At 62.6% G+C, this 20,654-nt stretch carries 17 protein-coding genes; 4 read left to right on the plus strand and 13 right to left on the minus strand.

Annotated features, from left to right (window positions below; genetic code table 11):
• Positions 1-22: 22 nt before the first annotated feature.
• The 3 genes from GR138_RS00650 to GR138_RS00660 are packed head-to-tail and all read right to left on the minus strand — an operon-like array spanning position 23 to position 2,173.
• Positions 23-418, minus strand: coding sequence for a Fur family transcriptional regulator (locus GR138_RS00650; RefSeq protein ID WP_160856689.1), 396 nt, complete (start codon positions 416-418; stop codon positions 23-25).
• The gene (locus tag GR138_RS00655) at positions 415-1,245 is read right to left on the minus strand and encodes a metal ABC transporter permease (RefSeq protein WP_160856690.1); all 831 of its coding nucleotides are present in this window, start codon (positions 1,243-1,245) and stop codon (positions 415-417) included. Before GR138_RS00655 ends, GR138_RS00650 begins: the two co-directional genes overlap by 4 nt.
• Entirely contained in the window at positions 1,238-2,173 is a 936-nt protein-coding gene (locus GR138_RS00660; RefSeq protein ID WP_202402461.1) for an ATP-binding cassette domain-containing protein, read from the minus strand. Before GR138_RS00660 ends, GR138_RS00655 begins: the two co-directional genes overlap by 8 nt.
• Before the next feature lie 100 nt (positions 2,174-2,273).
• On the opposite strand from GR138_RS00660, the gene znuA reads away from it, so the two are divergent.
• Positions 2,274-3,302: a zinc ABC transporter substrate-binding protein ZnuA gene (znuA, locus tag GR138_RS00665; protein WP_160856692.1), complete on the plus strand. Its 1,029-nt coding sequence runs from the start codon at positions 2,274-2,276 to the stop codon at positions 3,300-3,302.
• Between the two features lie 117 nt (positions 3,303-3,419).
• Complete coding sequence (locus tag GR138_RS00670; RefSeq protein WP_160856693.1) at positions 3,420-4,625, plus strand: GTP-binding protein; 1,206 nt, start codon at positions 3,420-3,422, stop codon at positions 4,623-4,625.
• On the opposite strand, the gene GR138_RS00675 is transcribed toward GR138_RS00670, so the two are convergent.
• The 9 genes from GR138_RS00675 to GR138_RS00715 all read right to left on the minus strand — a co-directional run bounded on the left by GR138_RS00675 (position 4,626) and on the right by GR138_RS00715 (position 16,313).
• Complete coding sequence (locus tag GR138_RS00675) at positions 4,626-6,236, minus strand: glycoside hydrolase family 43 protein (protein WP_160856694.1); 1,611 nt, start codon at positions 6,234-6,236, stop codon at positions 4,626-4,628.
• A gap of 78 nt (positions 6,237-6,314) precedes the next feature.
• Positions 6,315-7,346, minus strand: coding sequence for an L-glyceraldehyde 3-phosphate reductase (gene mgrA / locus GR138_RS00680; protein ID WP_160856695.1), 1,032 nt, complete (start codon positions 7,344-7,346; stop codon positions 6,315-6,317).
• A gap of 235 nt (positions 7,347-7,581) precedes the next feature.
• Positions 7,582-8,715 carry a Gfo/Idh/MocA family protein gene (locus tag GR138_RS00685; RefSeq protein WP_160856696.1) on the minus strand — a complete coding sequence of 378 codons (1,134 nt, stop codon included), beginning with the start codon at positions 8,713-8,715 and terminating at the stop codon, positions 7,582-7,584.
• A gap of 12 nt (positions 8,716-8,727) precedes the next feature.
• Positions 8,728-9,489: a sugar phosphate isomerase/epimerase family protein gene (locus tag GR138_RS00690; RefSeq protein ID WP_160856697.1), complete on the minus strand. Its 762-nt coding sequence runs from the start codon at positions 9,487-9,489 to the stop codon at positions 8,728-8,730.
• 15 nt (positions 9,490-9,504) lie between these two features.
• Positions 9,505-11,982 carry a beta-mannosidase gene (locus tag GR138_RS00695; protein ID WP_160856698.1) on the minus strand — a complete coding sequence of 826 codons (2,478 nt, stop codon included), beginning with the start codon at positions 11,980-11,982 and terminating at the stop codon, positions 9,505-9,507.
• A 94-nt stretch (positions 11,983-12,076) separates the two neighbouring features.
• Positions 12,077-13,165 (minus strand): ABC transporter ATP-binding protein, encoded by a 1,089-nt coding sequence (locus GR138_RS00700; RefSeq protein WP_160856699.1) that lies wholly within the window; start codon positions 13,163-13,165, stop codon positions 12,077-12,079.
• A 3-nt stretch (positions 13,166-13,168) separates the two neighbouring features.
• The gene (locus tag GR138_RS00705; protein ID WP_202402490.1) at positions 13,169-13,996 is read right to left on the minus strand and encodes a carbohydrate ABC transporter permease; all 828 of its coding nucleotides are present in this window, start codon (positions 13,994-13,996) and stop codon (positions 13,169-13,171) included.
• A 103-nt stretch (positions 13,997-14,099) separates the two neighbouring features.
• Positions 14,100-15,002, minus strand: a complete 903-nt coding sequence (locus GR138_RS00710; RefSeq protein WP_160856701.1) for a carbohydrate ABC transporter permease — start codon at positions 15,000-15,002, stop codon at positions 14,100-14,102.
• 75 nt (positions 15,003-15,077) lie between these two features.
• Positions 15,078-16,313: an ABC transporter substrate-binding protein gene (locus tag GR138_RS00715; RefSeq protein ID WP_160856702.1), complete on the minus strand. Its 1,236-nt coding sequence runs from the start codon at positions 16,311-16,313 to the stop codon at positions 15,078-15,080.
• A 413-nt stretch (positions 16,314-16,726) separates the two neighbouring features.
• Between GR138_RS00715 and GR138_RS00720 the strand changes: the two genes are divergently transcribed.
• Positions 16,727-17,770, plus strand: coding sequence for a LacI family transcriptional regulator (locus GR138_RS00720; protein ID WP_160856703.1), 1,044 nt, complete (start codon positions 16,727-16,729; stop codon positions 17,768-17,770).
• Positions 17,771-17,888: 118 nt separating this feature from the next.
• Positions 17,889-19,142: an MFS transporter gene (locus GR138_RS00725; protein WP_160856704.1), complete on the plus strand. Its 1,254-nt coding sequence runs from the start codon at positions 17,889-17,891 to the stop codon at positions 19,140-19,142.
• 59 nt (positions 19,143-19,201) lie between these two features.
• Here GR138_RS00725 and gndA read toward each other — a convergent pair whose 3' ends face one another.
• Entirely contained in the window at positions 19,202-20,632 is a 1,431-nt protein-coding gene (gndA, locus tag GR138_RS00730; protein ID WP_160856705.1) for an NADP-dependent phosphogluconate dehydrogenase, read from the minus strand.
• Positions 20,633-20,654 lie beyond the last annotated feature (22 nt).

The following is a 20,654-nucleotide window of genomic DNA, read 5'->3' on the forward strand; positions in this document are numbered from 1 at the left end:
CGCCGATCAGGGCGCATTCTTGTTACGCACAACCCGCGCAGGTGCCGCGGATTTCGATCGTCGTCTTGCCAGTCTTGAAGTTGCGATCCTTGGCAAAACCTTTCAGGCGATCCTCGATCATGTGATCGTGGAATTCGGTTACCTGGCCGCAGGTCTCGCAGATCGTGAAGGCCGTGAGGCCATGGGCGTGGCAGCCTTCATCCGGATGGGCGCAGGCGACGAAGGCGTTGATGCTTTCAAGCCGGTGCACGAGGCCGAATTCCAACAGCTTGTCGAGCGCCCGATAGACCTGCAAAGGCGCGCGAAAGCCGTCGTCGCGCAGCTTGTCGAGAATGGAATAGGCGCTGAGCGGGCTACCTGCATGCGACAACACGTCGAAGACGAGGCCCTGGTTGCGCGTCAATGATTGCGTGGTCATGCCCGACCTCCCTGGCTCGCCGCCGAATGATCCGCTCCGCCCGTCCTCTGTTTTGTCAGCAGGCTCAGAACGAACAGGCCAAGGGCTGCCACGACGATCGAGGGACCGGAGGGTGTGTCGAATTTCAAGGACCCGAAAAGCCCGCCGACCACGGCCAGCGCGCCGATGACCGAGGCGAGCACGGCCATGATTTCCGGGCTGGTGGAAAAGCGCCGCGCCGTCGCAGCCGGGATGATCAGCAACGAGGTGATCAACAGGATGCCAACGATCTTCATGGCGATGGCAATGACCAGCGCCATCAGCAGCATGAAGGCCAGCCGCGCCCTTTCCGGCTGCAGGCCTTCGGCCTCCGCCAGTTCCGGGTTGACGGTGGAGGCGATGAGAGGGCGCCACATCCAGACGATGGCGAAGGTGACGAGAATGCCGCCGCCCCAGACGAGATCGACATCGGCACGCGAGACGGCGAGAATATCGCCGAACAGAAAGCCGACGAGGTCGATGCGCACCCAGGTCATGAACGACACCAGGACGAGCCCGATCGCCAGCGTGGCATGCGAGAGAATGCCGAGCAGAGCGTCGGTGGACAGCGTGCCACGCTTTTGCAGCACCAGAAGCAGCATAGAAATGGCCGCAGCGACGATGAAGACGCTGAGCAGGAGATTGAAATCCATCAGCAGCGACAGCGCCACGCCAAGCAGCGCCGAATGGGCCATCGTATCACCGAAATAGGCCATACGCCGCCAGACGACAAAGCAGCCGAGCGGCCCGGCGGTGATGGCGAGCCCCACGCCGGCGACGAGCGCACGCATGAAGAAATCGTCAAGCATCGCGCCGCTCCCCTTTACTGCCTACCGGCGCCGCGCTGTGATCATGGTCGCAGCCGCAGTTTGGCCCGTGCGTGTGCACGATGCGCATCGGCCCCGCCTTTCCGCCGGTCGGCAGGATTTCGACGTGATGACCGTCGTCCGGGCGGCAATCGTCGGTGATCGAACCGTCGGCATGCTGCACGCGGCCGTCCGGCAGGTGCGTATGGTCGTGATTGTGGTTGTAGAAGGCGAGCGTCTGGCCGGCCCGTGCGCCAAAAAGCTTCAGATATTCCGGGCTCTGGCTCACGATTTCCGGCGTGCCACGGCAACAGACATGGCCGTTGAGGCAGATCACGGTATCCGTCTCGGCCATCACGACATGCAGATCGTGCGAGATCAAAAGGATGCCGCAGCCTGTCGTGTTGCGGATGGTCTTGATGAGATCGTAGAGCGCGATCTCACCGGAAAAATCGACGCCCTGCACCGGTTCGTCGAGCACCAGCAAATCCGGCTTGCGGGCAATGGCACGGGCGAGCAGCGCGCGCTGGAATTCACCGCCGGAAAGATGCTGCACCTCGGCGCGCGCGAGATGGCGGATACCCGTCGCCTCCAATGCCGCGTCGATCTCGGCGCCCTTCAGCGGCGAGGTCAGCGTCATCAGTCGATCGACGGTGAGCGGCATAGTCCAGTCGACGGCGAGTTTCTGCGGCACATAACCGACCTTCAGGCCGGCCTTGCGCTCCACCGTGCCCTCATCCGCCTTCAGCACGCCGATCGCCGCTTTCGCAGTCGTCGACTTGCCCGAGCCGTTCGGGCCGATCAGCGTGACGATCTCGCCCGGCGCGATCGAAAATTCAACACCGCGCACGAGCCAGCGGCCCTGGCGGCGCACACCAACACCCGCAAGCGAAACGAGCGGCTGGACGGTCTTGGTCGGGGTTTGCAGCATCATTTTTCCAAAAAGCCTGTTGCCACCGGATATGGCACACGTTATAGCATAACGCAATTGATGTAATAACATTACATTCACATTCAAGACGGAGTTTTTGATGCAAAAGGCTGTACGCACCCTCCTCCTCTCCACCGCCATCCTAGCCGCCGGCGCCTCAATCGCGCGGGCCGAAACCCCAAGCGTGGTGGTGTCGATCAAGCCGATCCACTCGCTCGTTTCCACGATCATGCAGGGTGTCGGCGAACCCGGCCTGATCGTCGAGGGCGCAGCCTCGCCGCATACCTACTCCCTCAAGCCGTCGAATGCCGCAGCCCTGCAGGATGCGGACGTCGTCTTCTGGGTCGGCCACGGGCTGGAAGCCTTCCTGGCAAAGCCGCTGGAATCGTTGGGCGGCAAGGCAACCGTCGTCGAACTCGAAGACGCGCCCGGCCTCGAAAAGCTGCAGTTCCGCGAAGGTGGCCCATTCGAGGCGCATAGCCACGAGGGTGAAGAGGCTCACGAAGGCCACTCCCATGAGGAGGACGGTCACGATCACGCCAAGAAGGCCGAAGAGGGCCACGAACATGCCGGCGAAGAAGCCGGCCATGAGGGGCATGAACACGGCGAGTTCGACATGCATCTCTGGCTGAGCCCCGACAATGCGCGCGCCATCGCCACGGAGGTCGCGAAGGTGCTGGCGGAAAAGGACCCGGCCAATGCGGAGACCTACAACAAAAACCTTGCCACGCTGAACGACAAGCTCGCCGCTCTCGACAAGGAAATCGCCGAAACCATTGCACCGGTGAAGGAAAAGCCCTTCATCGTCTTCCACGACGCCTATCAGTACTTTGAACATCACTACGGCGTGCAAGCCGCCGGCTCGATCACCGTCAGCCCGGAAACCCTGCCCGGCGCCGAGCGCCTGACGCAGATCCGCGACAAGGTGAAGACGCTTGGCGCAACCTGCGTCTTCGCCGAACCGCAGTTCGAACCGAAGCTGGTGAATGTGGTGATCGAGGGTACCCCGGCCAAATCCGGCACGCTCGACCCGGAAGCCGCCACGCTGGAGCCCGGCCCGGACCTCTACTTCACCTTGATGAAGAGCATCGCTACGTCGCTGCGCGATTGCCTCGGCCAGCCAAGCTGAGCGGCGGCATTCCGGCTTGAAGCCGCAAGGGCGAACAACGTCGCAAGGAACGAGGCGGGGTCATCCCGCCTTTTTCAGCAAATGCATTGTAATATCATAACATAAAAGGCAATTCGCATGGATAACCGCCTCCCCGTCACCGTGCTCTCCGGCTTCCTCGGCGCCGGCAAAACGACGCTGCTCAATCATGTGCTGAACAATCGCAGCGGCCTGCGCGTGGCCGTCATCGTCAACGACATGAGCGAGGTCAACATCGATGCCGCCCTCATCCGCGATGGCGGCGCGGACCTGTCCCGCACGGACGAACAGCTTGTCGAGATGACGAACGGCTGCATCTGTTGCACGCTGCGCGACGACCTGCTCGCCGAAGTCCGCCGCCTCGCGGAGATGGGACGTTTCGACTACCTGCTGATCGAATCCAGCGGCATTTCGGAACCGCTACCCGTCGCCACGACCTTCGATTTCCGCGACGAGGCCGGCTGGAGCCTGTCCGACGTTGCCCGGCTCGACACGATGGTGACGGTGGTCGACGCCGTGAACCTTCTGAAGGACTATGGCTCCCAGGACTTTCTGGCCGAGCGCGGCACGACGGCCGGTGAAGGCGATACGCGCACACTGGTGGAATTGCTGGTCGAGCAGATCGAGTTCGCCGATGTGGTCGTGCTCAACAAGGCGGGCATGGCGCCCATCGAAGACCTCATTGCCGCCCGCCAGATCGTCGGTGGCCTCAATGCCTCGGCACATATTATCGAGACCGACTTCGGCCGCGTCGCGCTGACCGACATCCTCGGCACCGGTCGTTTCGATTTCGAGAAGGCGAGCCAGCATCCGCTATGGTTCAAGGAGCTTTACGGCTTCAAGGACCATGTGCCGGAAACCGAGGAATACGGCATCCGCTCCTTTGTCTATCGGGCACAGAAACCCTTCCACCCCGCCCGCCTCAAGGCCTTCTTCGATGAAAGCTGGCCGGGCGTCATCAGGGCCAAGGGCTTCTTCTGGTTGGCCACCCGGCCGCACCATGTCGGCGAGATGAGCCAGGCGGGCGCGCTCGTCCGGAGCGGCCGGCTCGGCCTGTGGTGGGCATCCGTGCCACGCCAGCACTGGCCGCAGGACAAGGCTGCACTCGACGCCATTGCCCGCTATTCCGATCCCGTCTGGGGTGACCGGCGGCAGGAACTCGTCTTCATCGGTGCGGACCCGATGGATGAAGCCGATATCCGCCGCCGGCTCGACGCCTGCCTCGTCGATGCCGATGCCTTCGAACCGGCACGCTGGTCGAACCTGCCGGACCCCTTCCCGCTCTGGATCCGCGAGGCAAGCTGATCAGGAGAGAGGTGTGTAGCTGAATCGCTCGAAATCCGCAGGCATCGCCCGCCCGGTGATGTCGAAGGCGAACAGACCGATGAAGGCACCGGTGAAGGAGCCGTGCTCTCCCCGCCCGCCCTCATCGGAAACGACGCCGGCATCGAGCACCGGGCCAATCGCCGCCCACACCTCCGCTCCGGCCGGACGCCAGAAGAACTGGAGGTCGTTGCCGCGCACCTCGCCCGCCAGTTCCAGAGCGCAGTCGCCAACCGCCACGCCGCTGCCGACCGGAAAGGTCAGGCTGCCGTTCGGATAGTCGCCGGGGCAGGACAGGATGGTCAGCACACGGCCGAGCGTCTCGTGCATCGTCAGGCCGAGCGCGTGGAACTTGTACCGGTTGTAGTAGTGCGTCAGCCCGGCGACCTGCTGGTAGACATCCGGCACCGCCTCGATCAGCGTTTCGGCGCGAAAGTCATGATGCTCCTGCCGCCGCGCCACCAGCGCCTGCTCGAACCAGCTGCCGATGCTTTCACGCCCGAAGAGCCGCAGGTGACCGGGCCGGGCGGAGAGCGAAAAGATCCGCTCCGGCTCCGGCGTTCGCAGCCACTGGAAATCCGCAGGCAATTCCCGTTGCGAGAAATCGTAGGAAACGCTTTCCGGCTTCTGGATGGCCACAGCTTCCCTCGGCGCCGGCACCTCAACGACCGGCACCGGCGCCCCATGCTCCAGGTAGAGCCAATCATCCTCGCGCCAGACGCATTTCTGCAGCGCCGTCTCGCGCCCCAGTGTGCAGCGACGCAAGGGCGCCAGCGGCCGGCCGCAGAGATGCGTATGATAGGCCTCCCCATCCGGTGTCTCGACATACTGCCCATGCCCTGCCCGTTGGAGCGGCGCCTCGGGATGGTCCTTGACGGTGATCAGATAGATATCCGGATGCGTCTCATAGGGACCAACGATCGTTCTGGAGCGCGCCATTGTCACGGTATGGTCATAGCCCGTGCCGCCTTCCGCCGTCGTGAGATAGTACCAGCCGTTGCGCCGGAAGAGATGCGGCGCCTCCACCAGGCCCTGCCGGCTGCCGGAGAAGATGTTCGTCACCGGCCCGACCAGCTGCCGTGTCGCAGCGTCCCATTCCTGAAGCAGAATGCCGTCGAAGGCATTGTGCGCAGCACCCGTATGGTTTTCCGGGCGATGGTTCCACTGCATGTTGACGAACCATTTTCGACCGTCCGCGTCATGGAAGAGCGACGGATCGAAGCCCGAGGAATTGACGTAGACCGGGTCCGACCACTCGCCCTCCACCGACGCGGCGGTGACGATATAGTTGTGCGCATCCTTGAAGTTGCCGTCGAAGCGTTTGACGTCGGTATAGACCAGCCAGAACAGCCCGTCGGCATAGGACAGGCACGGTGCCCAGACGCCGCAGCTGTCGGGATTGCCGCGCATGTCGAGCTGACTTTTCCGCTCCAGCGGTCGCCTGACGAGCGTCCAGTTCACCAGATCGCGCGAATGATGGATCTGCACGCCCGGATACCATTCGAAGGTGGAGGTCGCGATGTAGTAGTCCTCCCCTACGCGGCAGATCGAGGGGTCCGGGTTGAAGCCCGGCAAGATCGGGTTGCGGATCATCGTTTCCTCCCAAATGATGTACGTACGTCAGATCATAGTCGAAATAAGCCGCCCGGTTTTGCCGGGCGGCCGGACCTATTAGTCGATTTCCGCGGAGCTCTTCCAGAGATTGACGTCAGCGCCGTTGGAATAGGTCTCGATCTCGGCGAGCTCGGCGGCCGAAAATTCGAGATTGTCCAATGCCTTGACGCAATCGACGATCTGCGACGAGCGGCTGGCGCCGATCAGTGCGGAGGTGATACGCCCGCCGCGCAGCACCCAGGCAATCGCCATCTGCGCCAGCGTCTGGCCGCGCTTCTCGGCGATCCCGTTGAGCTTGCGGATATTGTCGAGGATTTCCGGGCGGATGGACTCAGACTTCAGGAAGTGGTTCAGCGCCGCGCGGCTGTCGCTCGGAATGCCACCGAGATATTTCGCCGTCAGCAGGCCCTGCGCCAGCGGCGTGAAGACGATGGAGCCGATGCCGAGTTCCTCGAGTGTATCGACGAGACCGTCCTCCTCGATCCAGCGGTTGAGCATGGAATAGCTCGGCTGGTGGATGATGCAGGGCGTGCCGAGGTCCTTCAGGATCGCCGCGGCCTCGCGGGTGCGCTGCGAATTGTAGGAGGAAATGCCGACATAGAGCGCGCGGCCGGAGCGCACGATGTGATCGAGCGCGCCGCAGGTCTCTTCCAGCGGCGTATCCGGATCGAAGCGGTGCGAATAGAAGATATCGACATAGTCGAGACCCATGCGCTTCAGGCTCTGGTCGCAGGAGGCGATCAGGTACTTGCGACTGCCCCACTCGCCGTAGGGACCCGGCCACATGTCATAGCCGGCCTTGGAGGAGATGATCAGCTCGTCGCGCAGGGGCTTGAAATCGGTGCGCAGGATTTCGCCGAAGGCAATTTCGGCGCTGCCTGCCGGCGGGCCGTAATTGTTGGCGAGGTCGAAATGGGTGATGCCGAGGTCGAAGGCGGTGCGGCACATGTCGACCTTGCGGTCATGCGGCGTGTCGTCGCCGAAATTGTGCCACAGGCCGAGCGACACCGCCGGCAGCTTCAGGCCGGAGCGTCCGAGGCGGTTGTAGATCATCTTGTCGTAACGGTTGTCCGCCGGCTGCCAGGCCATGAGCATGTTCCTTTGTCTGAATCGGACTACCTGCTTACTCCAACGCGGACCGCACGGACAAGGCACCCCCCTCTGCCCTGCCGGGCATCTCCCCCACAAGGGGGGAGATTGGATGGGGTGACGTTGTGCCTCTCTTCGACGCTGAAATTTAAGCGATGATCCCGCCTCTTGCCGGTCTCCCCCCTTGTGGGGGAGATGCCCGACAGGGCAGAGGGGGGTATCCCCGATATATCGCCTACCGCAGCAACGCCCGCGCCTCCTCTATGCCGAGCGCTTCCGGCTGGGTGCAGGTCGTCACGATATCGATGGCCCGCCCCTCGTCCGCCGAGCGCAGGATCGCCGTCAGAACATCGATCGTGTGCAGCGAGCGGTCGAGCGAGCAGCGATAGTCGCGGCCGGTCGTCACCGCCTCCATCATGTCGGCCAGGCCGATGCCGCGATAGTTGGCCTGTGTGCCCCAATCGAACTGGTAGTTCTGGGCGGTCAACGGATGATCCCAGACGTTCACCTCCTTCGACTCGCGGTCGTTGCCGGCCACTTCCACCTTGCCGCCGAAGAAGTTCGGGTCGGGCACGAAGACGGCGCCGTCGGTACCGTAGAGCTCCATGTTCTGGTGGCGGTGCGCCCAGACGTCCCAACTCGCCATCAGCGCGATCTGCGCGCCGCTCTCGAATTCCAAGATGGCGTGGATGTTGGTCGCGACGATCACCGGCACCTTTTCGCCAAGGCGCGGACCGTTGCCGATGACACGCTCCTCGCGCGCCCGGTTGGCGAGCGCCACCACGCGCTTCACGGGACCGACGAGATTGACCAGATTGTTGACGTAGTAGGGACCGAGATCGAGGATCGGCCCGCCACCTGGGGCGAAGAAGAAATCCGGGTTCGGATGCCAGCTCTCCATGCCGGGCGAGAGCACATGCGCCGTGCCCGACATGATCTTGCCGACCTGCCCGCTGTCGATGATGTGGCGCGCGAACTGGTGCGAGCCGCCGAGATAGGTATCAGGTGCCGAACCGACTTTGAGGCCCTTGGCGTCGGCGATGCGGCGCAGGTCCTCGCCCTGTTCGATGGAGAGAACGAAGGGCTTTTCCGAATAGACGTGTTTTCCCGCCTCCAGCGCCGCTTTCGAGACGGGGTAATGCGCCTCCGGCACCGTCAGGTTGACGATGACGTCGACCGCCGGATTGGCGAGCAGCGCGTCGATTGCCTGCGCCTCCACGCCGAACTCTTCCGAACGCGCCCTGGACGCGGCAGCGTTGATATCGGCGCAGGCGACAAGCTTCAGGTTCCTGAACATCGGGATCAGCTTGAAGTAAGCGCCCGAAATGTTGCCGCAGCCGATGATGCCGACTCCGTATTCCTTGCTCATGATGGTCAGTCCTCAGAATGCCTTGATGGTCTTGATCGAGCGCGTGGCAAGACGGGTGATGTCCTTGGGATTGTCATGCTCGACGATGAAGTGTTTGGCCGGCGTACCGGCGAGCGCCTTGGCGAGATCGCCCCAGGCAACCGTGCCGTGGCCGACATCCGCCCAGCCGTCCTCGTCCGTATTCTCACCCTCCGGCGCGATGTCCTTGACGTGCACGGCGGTGATGCGGTTGCCGTATTTCTGGATCCAGGCGAAAGGATCGGCCCCGCCGCGGATGATCCAGGCGATATCCGCTTCCCAGGTCAGATCCGGCCCGCCGGCAAAGATATGATCCTGCGGAACCGAACCGTCCGGCAACGCGAAGAACTCGAAATCATGGTTGTGCCAACCGAAGGTCAGGCCCGCCTTGCGGATCGGCGCGCCGGCCTTCTGCAGGCGCTCGCCGAAGGCATGCCAGCCGGCGGCATCCGTCGGGCGTTGCTCCGGCAGGAGATAGGGGCAATAGACCGCCTCAATGCCGAGCGTACGGCAAATTTCCAGCACGCGCTCCGGCTCCGCCTCCAGCATGTCGAGGCCGAAATGGGCGGTCGGCATGCTGAGGCCGTTTTTATCGAGATCGGCCTTCACTTGCTGGATGGCCGCATCGTCGAGCGAAGCATAGAGCGCGCCATAACCCTCAACCTGTTTGTAGCCGGCATCGGCAAGGATGCGGAACACTTCGGCGAAGGGCTGGAAATTGCGGGCGCTGTAAAGCTGGAAGCTGACGGTCTGCATGAATGTCTCCTCGTATCAGTCTTGGGAAGTGCATAAGTCTGGGGACGTCTGGCAGGAATGAAGATCGAGCCAATGGAATTCGGGCACCGCGCCGCTTTCTGCAGGCGTGAAGATCACGGTCTTCCGGTCGCCGGCGGTCAGATCGAAGGCATTGTCCGACCACCGGCCGGCAACGTCCGCTTCAAGCATCACGTGCAGCGCAAGCCTGGCCGCGGAGGCCGTGACGGCAAAGGTGCCGTCGTCGCGCGGCGCGACGTCGAGCGTCAGACCCGAGGCTTCGAGATCCAGCGCCTTGTAGTTGACCGCGACATGGTGCCCCTCGCCTTTCATGCCGTTCGACGCTTCGAAGGACCAGAAAAGCAACATGTCTTCCGGGAGGTCCGCGGCGAAGACCGAGAACAGCATCTCCGCCTTGTCCGGCCCGCACCGGCCTTCCGTGCCGCGATAGGGCTGACGCTCGCCGGCAAGCGAAACGAGCCAGGTGTCGAGCTTCACCGTCACCGTTTCCGCCGTGTCGTTGACGACGGAGAAGCCGATGGTCTCGCCGTCCTTCGACGGGATAGCGGCGACGGCGACAGGCTGGAAGAAGCGGCGCACCATATAGTGCATGGCCTTCCAGCTGCCGCCGTAGTCGAGGCTCGACCAGGAGGCAACCGGCCAGGTGTCGTTGAGCTGCCAGTAGAGCGTGCCCATGCAATGGGGTTTGAGCGAGCGCCAGTATTCGACGGCACTGCGGATGGCCAGCCCCTGCTGGATCTGGCTCAGATAGACGAAGCTCGCAAAATCCTTGGGGAAGCGGAAATAGCGGAACATCGTGCCGGCGATACGCTCGTTGCCGCCGGCATTCTTCTGGTGGCTCTCCATCACCGGCGAGGCGATGTTCATGTCCTTCGTGTCCGCGAAGGTCTTCATGACCGGCATGGAGGTGTAGGACTGGAAGCCGAATTCCGAGCAAAAGCGCGGGCGCACGGTGCGGTAATTGTCGAAGGATTTGTTCTCGTGCCAGACGGACCAGTAATGCATGTCGCCGGAACCGTCGGCATGCCAGGCGTCGCCGAAATCGAGATAGCCGGAAGCCGGGCTCGACGGCCACCAGATCGCGCCGGGCGCGGCCTTTTTCATCGCCACTTCGATGGTGCGGTTGAGGCGGTCGTAGGAAACGAGGTAGCGGTCGCGGTTCTCTCGGCTGGCATCGAACCAGGTCAGCGCGCCGACCAGTTCATTGTCACCGCACCACAGAACGATCGAGGGATGCGAGGCGAGGCGCTTGACCTGATAGTCCACCTCGGCGGCCACGTTGTCGAGGAAATCGACGGTCGAGGGATAGAGGTTGCAGGCGAACATGAAGTCCTGCCAGACCATCAGGCCGAGCTCGTCGCAGAGATCGTAGAACCAGTCCGGCTCGTAGAAACCGCCGCCCCAGACGCGCAGCATGTTCATGTTGGCATCGACGGCCGATTGCAGGAGATCGCGCACCGCGACGGGATTGATGCGCGACGGCAGCGCGTCGGCCGGAATCCAGTTAGCACCACGGCAGAAGATTTCGCGGCCGTTGACCTTGAGCGCAAAGCGGCTGCCCGGCTCGTCCTTGTCGATCAAAAGTTCGACCTGGCGCAGGCCGATGCGGCGCACCACGCTCTCCGTCGGCGTCTCGACGCGCGCGGCATAGATCGTCTGCTCGCCATGCCCCGCCGGCCACCACAATGCCGGCTTCTCGATGCGGAACATGTGTGTCAGCAGCGTCTCGCCGGCACTGACACCGATATCGAGCCGCACCCGCTCCTCGCCGAGGGCAAAATGCACCGGCAGGATACCCGGCGCCTCGGCGTGGAGGGTGGCGGTGACGTAAAGATCGACGGCCCCGTCGGCATGATGGAACTGCCGCGTTGTGACATGCTCGATGCGCGCGGCCTCGAGCTTGCGCAGGACGATCTCGCCGTAGATGCCGAGCGGCGCAATCGCGATGTTCCAGTCCCAGCCGAAATGGCATTGCGGCTTGCGCAGCATGTTGCCGTTCGGGATCGGCGAATTGCCCGTCGACCACGGAATGAAGAAAGGCTGATCCGCCTGGCGCGCGGCGCCGGCTGCGATGCTCGAATGGATCAGCACCTTCAGCGTGTTCTCGCCAATCTTGAGCGCATCGGTGACATCAGGCCGATAGCGCCGGAAGCAATTGTCGGTATCGAGCACCAGCACACCGTTCACATAGACGGAAGCGACGGTGTCGATGCTGCCGATATCGAGATACCAGTCGCCCTCCAGCATGCCCGGCGAGACGTCAAAGGTGCGCTCGAGCGCCCATTCCTTCTCTGCCACCCACTGCACGTCCCGCTCGTTGCGGCCGGTATAGGGATCAGGGATGAGGCCGGCTGCAAGCAGCGCGCTGTGCACGTCGCCCGGCACGCGCATCGGCGCCGCATGGGTGGCATCGACGCTGGCAAGCTGCCAGGTGCCGGAAAGGTCTATGGCGGTGATGGTGGATGTCTTGGTCATGACGGTATCTCTGACATTCGTGGGCGGGGCAAAGTGCCCCTCACCTGCCTATGGGGAGACGGTGGCCGGCTGGCCGGATGAGGAGCAGCGGGCTCTAGATCCGCTCTTCCGTGCCCGCATCGAACAGCGACGCCAGGCCCATATCGAAGGAGAGCCGCACCGCCGTGCCCGGCGCGAAACGCCGCGCGCCAGCGACACGAACGGACATGCTGTGGCCGGCATGTTTCAACCAGAGCAGGTTGTCGGCACCCATCGGCTCCTCGATGTCGACCGTGGCCTGATGTGCCTCCGCCCCGGCACTGTCCTCATTGACCTTCACATGTTCCGGCCGGACACCCAGCACGACCTTGCGGCCGGCCTGCAGCGGTTCGGCAGCGCTGTAGCCGTCGAGCGAGAAATCCACGCCGTTCGTATGGAAGACTGGCTTGCCGTCCTTCTCGACGATTTCTCCGCGCAGGAAGGTCATGGACGGCGAGCCTATGAAGCCCGCGACGAACATGTTCTTCGGCGCATTGTAGATCGTGTTCGGATCGGCAAGCTGCTGGATGACACCGCTCTTCATGATGGCGATGCGATCGGCGAGCGTCAGTGCCTCGATCTGGTCGTGGGTGACATAGATCATCGTGTTCTTCAGCGATTGGTGCAGCCGCTTGATTTCCACGCGCAACTCCGAGCGCAGCTTGGCATCGAGGTTGGAAAGCGGTTCGTCGAACAGGAAGACGTCCACATCGCGCACCAGTGCCCGGCCGATCGCCACACGCTGGCGCTGGCCGCCGGAAAGCTCCGAAGGCTTGCGCTTCAGGAGCGGGCCGATCTGCAAAATTTCGGCGGCCCGCTGGATGCGCTTCTCGATCTCCGGCTTCGGCATCTTGGCGACCTGCAGGCCGAACGACAGGTTCTTCTCCACCGTCATCTGCGGATAGAGCGCATAGGACTGGAACACCATGCCGATGCCGCGGTCCTTGGGCTCCTCCCAGGTGACGTTCTTGTCCTTGATGAAGATTTGCCCACCGGTCGGCTCCAAGAGGCCGGCGATGCAGTTGAGCAGCGTCGACTTCCCGCAGCCGGACGAACCGAGCAGCACGAGGAATTCACCATTGCCGATATCGAGATTGAGGTTTTCCAGCACGTTGACCGCGCCGAAACTCAAAGACAGGTCCCTGATGGATACGGAGTTCTGCATGGCTTAACCCTTGACTGCGCCGGCGGCGATGCCGCGGACGAACAGCCGTCCCGACACGAAATAGACGATGAGCGGAACCGCACCGGTGAGCAGGGTCGCGGCCATGTTGACGTTGTATTCCTTCACCCCCTGAACGGAGTTGACGATGTTGTTGAGCTGCACCGTCATCGGGTAATATTCCGGCCGCGTGAACACGACGCCGAACAGGAAATCGTTCCAGATGCCGGTGATCTGCAGGATCATCGCCACGACGAAGATCGGCAGCGACATCGGCAGCATGATGCGGAAGTAGATTTGCCAGAACCCGGCGCCATCGATGCGCGCCGCCTTGAACAGTTCTTCTGGCAACGACGAGAAGTAGTTGCGGAACAGCAGCGTCAGGATCGGCATGCCAAAGATGGTGTGCACGATGACGAGGCCGGTCAGCGTGCCGTAGATGCCCATTTCGCGCAGCACGATGACGATCGGGTAGATCATCACCTGATAGGGAATGAAGGCACCGACGATGAGGATGGTGAAGAACAGGTCGGCGCCCTTGAACTTCCAGTTGGCCAGCGCATAGCCGTTGACCGAGGCGACGAGGATCGAGATCAGCGTCGAGGGAACGGTGATGCGCACCGAATTCCAGAAGCCGCGCGAAAGACCGTCGCAGTTGAGGCCCGTGCAGGCCTGCGCCCACGCCTTCACCCAAGGCTCGAAGGTTACTTCCAGCGGCGGAGAGAAAATGTTGCCGAGACGGATTTCCGGCATGCCCTTCATGGACGTGACGACCATCACATAAAGCGGCAGCAGGTAGTAGAGCGCTGCCACGGCAAGCGTGCCGTAGAGCATGATGTTGCGGCCGGAGAGCGCGCGACGGGGTTTGGCGCCGCGTGGTTCGACGCCTGCCCTGGTGGCGGCGGCGAGTGCTGGGCCTGGGTTGAGGGCGACGGTATCAGACACGCTTGCGTCCTCCGAATTCGAGATAGGCCCAGGGCACGATGATGATGGCGACGGTGACGAGCATCATGGTGGAGGCGGCAAAGCCCTGCCCCAGATTCTGCGCCTGGAACATGTAGTCATAGACGTATTTTGCCGGCACTTCGGAGGCGATCCCCGGCCCGCCGCTGGTCTGCGCCACCACGAGATCGTAGACCTTGACGATGCCGCTCGCGATGATGACCAGCGTCGTGATGAAGACCGGGCGCATCATGGGAATGACGATGAAGAGATAGGTCTTCCACATCGGGATCCCGTCGACGCGGGACGCCTTCCAGATGTCCTCGTCGATACCGCGCAACCCCGCGAGCAGCAGGCACATGACGAGACCCGTGCCCTGCCAGAGCCCGGCGATCAGCACGCCGTAAATGACGATGTCGGCATTGTAGAGCGGATCGAAGGTGAAGCTCGTCCAGCCGAGCGAGCGCACCACCGACTGGACGCCGAACTCCGGATTGAGAATCCACTGCCAGACGAGGCCGGTGACGATGAAGGACAGCGCGAAGGGATAGAGGAAGATCGTGCGAAACGTGTTCTCGAAGCGGATCTTCTGGTCCATCAGCGCGGCCAGCAGGAAGCCGATCACCAGGCTGAACACCAGCGTGAAGGCGCCATAGATCGCAAGGTTCTGGATCGAGACGATCCAGCGCGGCGCATCCCACAGCCGCTCGTACTGGTCGAAACCGACGAACTTTGCGCGCGGCAGCAGTTTGGAATTGGTGAACGAATAGACGACCGTCCAGATCGTCCCGCCGAGAAAGATGACGACGGCGGTGAGCATCATCGGAATGGAAGCGATCTTGGAACTGAGATTGCGCAGCAGCTTGCTGGGGCGACCGGTGTGTGCCTGGCCCGTCATGGGTCACTCCTCCTTGGTCTCGATCAGGGGGATCGGCTGATGGCAGAACCACCAGCCGACATCACGCAGTCCTGATCACTCCGCCGAAGCGATGATATCGACAAAACGCTTCTGCGCGTCTTCCGGCGTCATCGAAGGGTTGGCGAAGAACTCGGAGAACAGGTCTTCCTTCTGCTTCTGGCTGTCGGCCGAAAGCAGCTGGTCGACCCACTGGATCACATTGCCCTTGGCCAGGATTTCCAGGCCTTTCTTCATGCAGTCGTTGGCGGCAGCCAGATCGACATCGCCGCGCACCGGAAGAGACCCCTTCTTCAGGTTGAAAGCCACCTGCACCGCCGGACTGACGAGCGTCGAGGCGAGCACCTCCTGCGCTTTCGACTTTTCCTCATCCTCGAGAAGCGGGAAATAGAATGCGTCGCCGCCCGTGGCGATGACTTCGGTCACACCGAGACCCGGCAGGCAGGTATAGTCCTTGCCCGCAACTTTGCCGGCGAGCGCGAATTCGCCCTGCGCCCAGTCGCCCATGATCTGGCCGCCGGCCTTTCCGGTGATGACCATGTTGGTCGCCTGGTTCCAATCCTGCACATTCGTGCCCTTGGACATGCGGCGGGCATCGTCGGCAGCCTTGAAGACCCTTGCGATGTCCGGACCGGCAGCGACCTCCTCGTCCTTGTCGCCAAAGACCTTCTGATAGACGTCCTTGCCGGCAATCGCCACCATCAGAACGTCGAAGGCCCCGGCGGCCTGCCACGGCTGGCCACCGACGGCGAGCGGAACGATGCCGGCCTTTTCGAGCGCTGGCGCGGCGGCAACGAATTCATCCCAGTTCTTCGGAACAGCAACGCCCGCCGTCTCGAAGGCGCCGTTGGACAGCCACAGCCACTGCCAGGAGTGAATATTGACCGGGGCGCAGTAGATCTTGCCGTCGATCGTGCAGCTATCGAGCAGGCTCGCCGGCTTGATGATGTCCTTCCAGTTTTCGCGCGTCGCGACATCGGTCAGGTCGCGCATCAGGCCGGCCTCGACCAGCTCCTCGGCCTGACGGCCGTGGTTGAACTGCGTGGCGGCCATCGGGTCGCCGCCAGTGATGCGGCTGACCATGATCGGCCGTGCCGTGCCGCCGGAGCCGGCGATGGCGCCGTCCACCCATTTGCTGCCCGTCGCGTCGAAGGCCTTTGCCAGCTCGGCGACCGCAGCGGCCTCCCCGCCGGACGTCCACCAATGGGTTACTTCCAGATCGGTCGCATTGGCTGCGGCGAACGGCAGAACCACTGTCGCTGCCAAGATAGCAGCCATAGAGCGAATTTTCATGAGTCTCCTCCCTCACTGAAACGTTGCAGTAAAAAGCTAACCCAATCGATTTAATCGCGCAACAGGGTCGACGCACAAATGTTGATTCCCACCCAACGACGAACGCGTTCCTGCCGTTAAAGGCTACGCAGCACACCGCATCGCGGCCTTCAAATAGACGACTAAAATATTGTATTAATACAATAATTTTTGAAGCAATCGAGAAAACCAACGAGAGAAATTTCGCTGTCGCACAAATTACGACTTTGCGGTGCAACGCCGGATTTCACGCACAAACGCACGTAAAACGCCCAATTTTCCTCTCGACAAAGAAACTGCATCGTTACAGATTTAAGGGATCGCAGGTGAGGAGTGGCGGCCGGTGCCAAAAAATGTATAACCGGGCGCTAATACGGAAGAGTGGCAGGCAGGGGATGAGCAAGAAGACAAGCGGGGGGCAGATAGCGTCACTTTCGCCGGGCAGCGAACGGCCGACGCTGAAGACGATCGCCTTCATGACCGGCCTCGGCATCACCACGGTGTCACGCGCGCTCAAGGATGCCCCCGACATCAGCAGCGAGACGAAGGAGCGCGTGCGCCTCGTCGCCCGCCAGATCGGCTACCAGCCCAACCGCGCCGGCGTGCGCCTGCGCACCGGCAAGACCAACGTCATCTGCCTGATCCTGAGCCTCGAGGAAGAGATCATGGGCCTCTCGAGCCCGATGGTCGTCGGCATTTCGGAAGTCCTCGCCTCAACGCAGTATCACCTCGTGGTGACGCCCTATCGCACGCAGGGCAACGCCCTCGATCCCGTGCGCTACGTCCTGGAAACCGGGGCGGCCGATGGCGTGATCATTTCGCGCACGGAACCCAAGGATCCGCGTGTCGCGCTGATGATGGAGCGCAACTTTCCCTTCGCCACCCACGGACGGACGGAAATGGGGCTCATCCACCCCTACCATGACTTCGACAACGAACGGTTCGCCTATGAGGGGGTCCGCAAGCTCGTCGAGCGCGGCCGCAAGCGTCTCGCCCTGCTCCAGCCGCCGCCATACCTGACCTTCCATCTGCACATGCAGGCGGGCTTCGAAAAGGGCATCCGCGATTTTGGCGCGACGGCCGTTCCGTTCAGCCAGGTCAACCTCGATTCCAGCCTCCTCGATATCCGCAAGGCGAGCGAAGCGCTTTTCAGCACACCCGACGCTCCCGACGGCATCGTCGCCGGCAGCGGCTCCGGTGCCATCGCCATTGTTGCGGCGCTCGAGGCCGTCGGTCGCAGGCTCGGCCACGATATCGACCTAGTCTCCAAGGAATCGCACATGCTCTTGCAATGGCTGCGGCCCGAGGTCGTGACCATGCGCGAAGACATCCGCCTTGCCGGCCGCGAACTGGCGAAAGCCGTCATCGCCCGCATCGAGGGCATTGCGCCGGAAGACCTGCAGACACTGAGTTACCCGATCTCGGTCGACGAGCGCTGACGCATCTGGCGTGGTGATTTGTGGCCGTTGCAGGTTGCCCATTTTTGCGGCATCGCAGTGCCATCGCATGAATCGGACGGTTCGTGACGAGCAGGCGAGACGCAACGGAGCGGCCGGGATGGAACACGAAAAGCAGAGATTGAATTATGTGCTGTTCCTCGTCGCCGGAGCAGGCTTTGTGAATGTCGCGCGGGCGATGACGCTGTCGTTCCTCGCCATCAAGCTGCAGCAATCCTTCGGCCTCGGGCCGGCCATGATCGGCGTTCTTCTGGGGATCGGCCCTCTGGTGGGGGCGATCGCCGCGCCGTTCGCAGGCTCTCTGTCCGACAAGGTCGGGCGCAAGACCGTCCTGACGCTCACCCTGCTTTCGATGGCGCTTGCCATGGTAGGAATGGGATTTGCCGAAACGGTTCTCGCCTTCTGCCTTGCCCAGATCGTCGCGGCCGTCGCCGTCGCAATCAACGAGCCGGTTTCACGCGCCCTGATGAGCGACGTCTGCCCCGAGCCGATGCGCCTCAAATATTTCTCCTGGCGTTATGCAGCGATCAATTTCGGCTTTGCCGTCGGTCCGTTGATCGGCATCGCCGCGGGTGCGGCGTCGACGATGCTTTTCGTCATTGCGGGCGTTGTCTACGCGCTGTTTGCGCTTGCCCTGTATCTGCTGAAAGTCCCTGTACATCAGGGTAATGAGGAAACCGCCTCCGCGACCAGGATCTCCATCCTGCAAAGCATCAAGACCGCGGTCCGCGACCCTCGCCTGGCCTTCTTCGTCGGTGGTGGCACCCTGCTGGTCGCCGTCTATGGCCAGTGGTCGGCGACGCTCGCGCCTTATCTCGCCGGCAACATCTCCGGCGGCGTGGAAATCTTCGCCTATATCGTCTCCATCAACGGTGCCGTCGTCCTGCTGGGCAACCCGTTAGCACGCCGCTTCATCGAGCGTGTCGGCGCGCGCAATGCAATGGTGATCGGTTGTCTGCTGTTTCTCGCCGGCGAACTCGGCTTCCTGGCGTCCAGCGGCCTCTGGAGCCTTGCGCTCTCGATGGCGATTTTCACGATCGGGGAAATCCTCGTCGTGCCGTCGGAATACATGCTGGTCGACGGCATTGCGAACGACCGCAACCGGGGCAGCTATTTCGGCGCGCATTCCTTCTCGACCGTCGGCAATTTCGTCGGGCCGACGCTTGGCGGCCTCATGCTTGGCGCGTTCGGCGGTCCCGGCATGTTCCTGCTTTTTGCCGCCTTTGCCGTCGGCAGTGCCGTGCTTTTTGCCATCGGCACGAGAATGCCGCCACCCAAGGCATCGGTCGAACTTGCCCCGGCTGCCGCATCGGAGGGTGTCGCCGGCCCTCACCTTCGCGGCCACTACGCCTGACACTGTTGGAAACGCTGATAAGAAAAAGGCCCGGTCTCACGACCGGGCCTTTGCTATTTTCAGGCGTTGAGGCCGCTGCCCCAAGGGCCGTGATGGCTATCCGCGCCATCGACGCGGTCAAAACCATGGGCGCCGAAGAAGTCACGCTGGGCCTGGATGACATTCGCCGTGCCGCGGGCGCGGCGGTAGCTGTCGAAATAGCCGAGCGCCGAAGCGAGTGCCGGAACCGGCAGGCCATGAAGCGCTGCGGTGGAGACGACGCGGCGCAGCGCGCCATCGGTGTCCTTCACCATCGTGGCGAAGGCCGGTGTGACGATGAGGTTTGCCGCATCCGGTGCCTTGGTGAAGGCGCTGGTGATCTCGTCGAGGAACTGCGAACGGATGATGCAGCCGGCGCGCCAGATCTTGGCGATCGTCGGCATCGGCAGGTTCCAGTTATATTCCTTCGAGGCAGCCGACATGACGGCAAAGCCCTGCGCATAGGCGCCGATCTTGCCGGCGAGCAGCGCGCTTTCGAGATCCTTGATGAAGGCGGCCTTGTCGGCCACCTGGAGGGCCGGCACATCCGGCAGGCCGAGGATCTTTTCGGCAGCTTCACGCTCCGTCTTGAAGGACGAAATGGAGCGGGCGGCGACGGCGGCCTCGATACCGGTCGCCGGCACGCCCATATTCTGCGCTTCGATGGCAGACCATTTGCCCGTACCCTTCTGGCCGGCCTTGTCGAGGATCATGTCGACGATCGGGTTGCCGCTGATCGGATCCTTGGCGGCCAGCACCGTTGCCGAAATCTCGATCAGATAGGATTCGAGGCGACCCTTGTTCCACTCGGCAAAGACGTCGGCGATCTCGGGGGCGGTCATCTTCAGACCGTCGCGCAGGATGCCGTAGATTTCGGCGATCATCTGCATGTCGGCATACTCGATGCCATTGTGGATGGTCTTGACGAAGTGGCCGGCGCCGTTTTCGCCGAGCCAGGCAACGCAGGGCTCGTCCTTGTACTTTGCGGCAATCGAGGTCAGCACTTTTTCGACACGCTTCCAGCTATCTTCCTTGCCGCCGACCATGATGGACGGGCCATGGCGCGCGCCCTCTTCACCGCCGGAAACGCCCATGCCGATGAAGGTGAGGCCGGAATCCTGCAGCGCATCGAAGCGGCGCATCGTATCGCGGAAGTTCGCGTTGCCGGCATCGATCATGATGTCGTTCTTCTCGAGATACGGACGCAGCAGTTCCATCTGCTGGTCGACCGCAGCACCCGCCTGGATCATGATGATAATCGGCCGTGGCGGACGGATGGCCGCGACAAATTCCTCAATCGTCTCGCAGGGCACGATCTGGCCCTGGAGCGCGCCGGCTTCCTCGTAGAACTCCTTCGTGCGCGCCACCGTGCGGTTGAAGACCGCGATCTTGTTGCCCTTCTCGGCAATGTTGAGCGCGAGATTCGATCCCATAACACCGAGACCGATAAGCCCGATTTCCGCCTGTGCCACGTTCATACCTCCGTAGGGTGGC

Source organism: Shinella kummerowiae (genome assembly GCF_009827055.1).
In the GTDB taxonomy this organism is placed as follows: domain Bacteria; phylum Pseudomonadota; class Alphaproteobacteria; order Rhizobiales; family Rhizobiaceae; genus Shinella; species Shinella kummerowiae.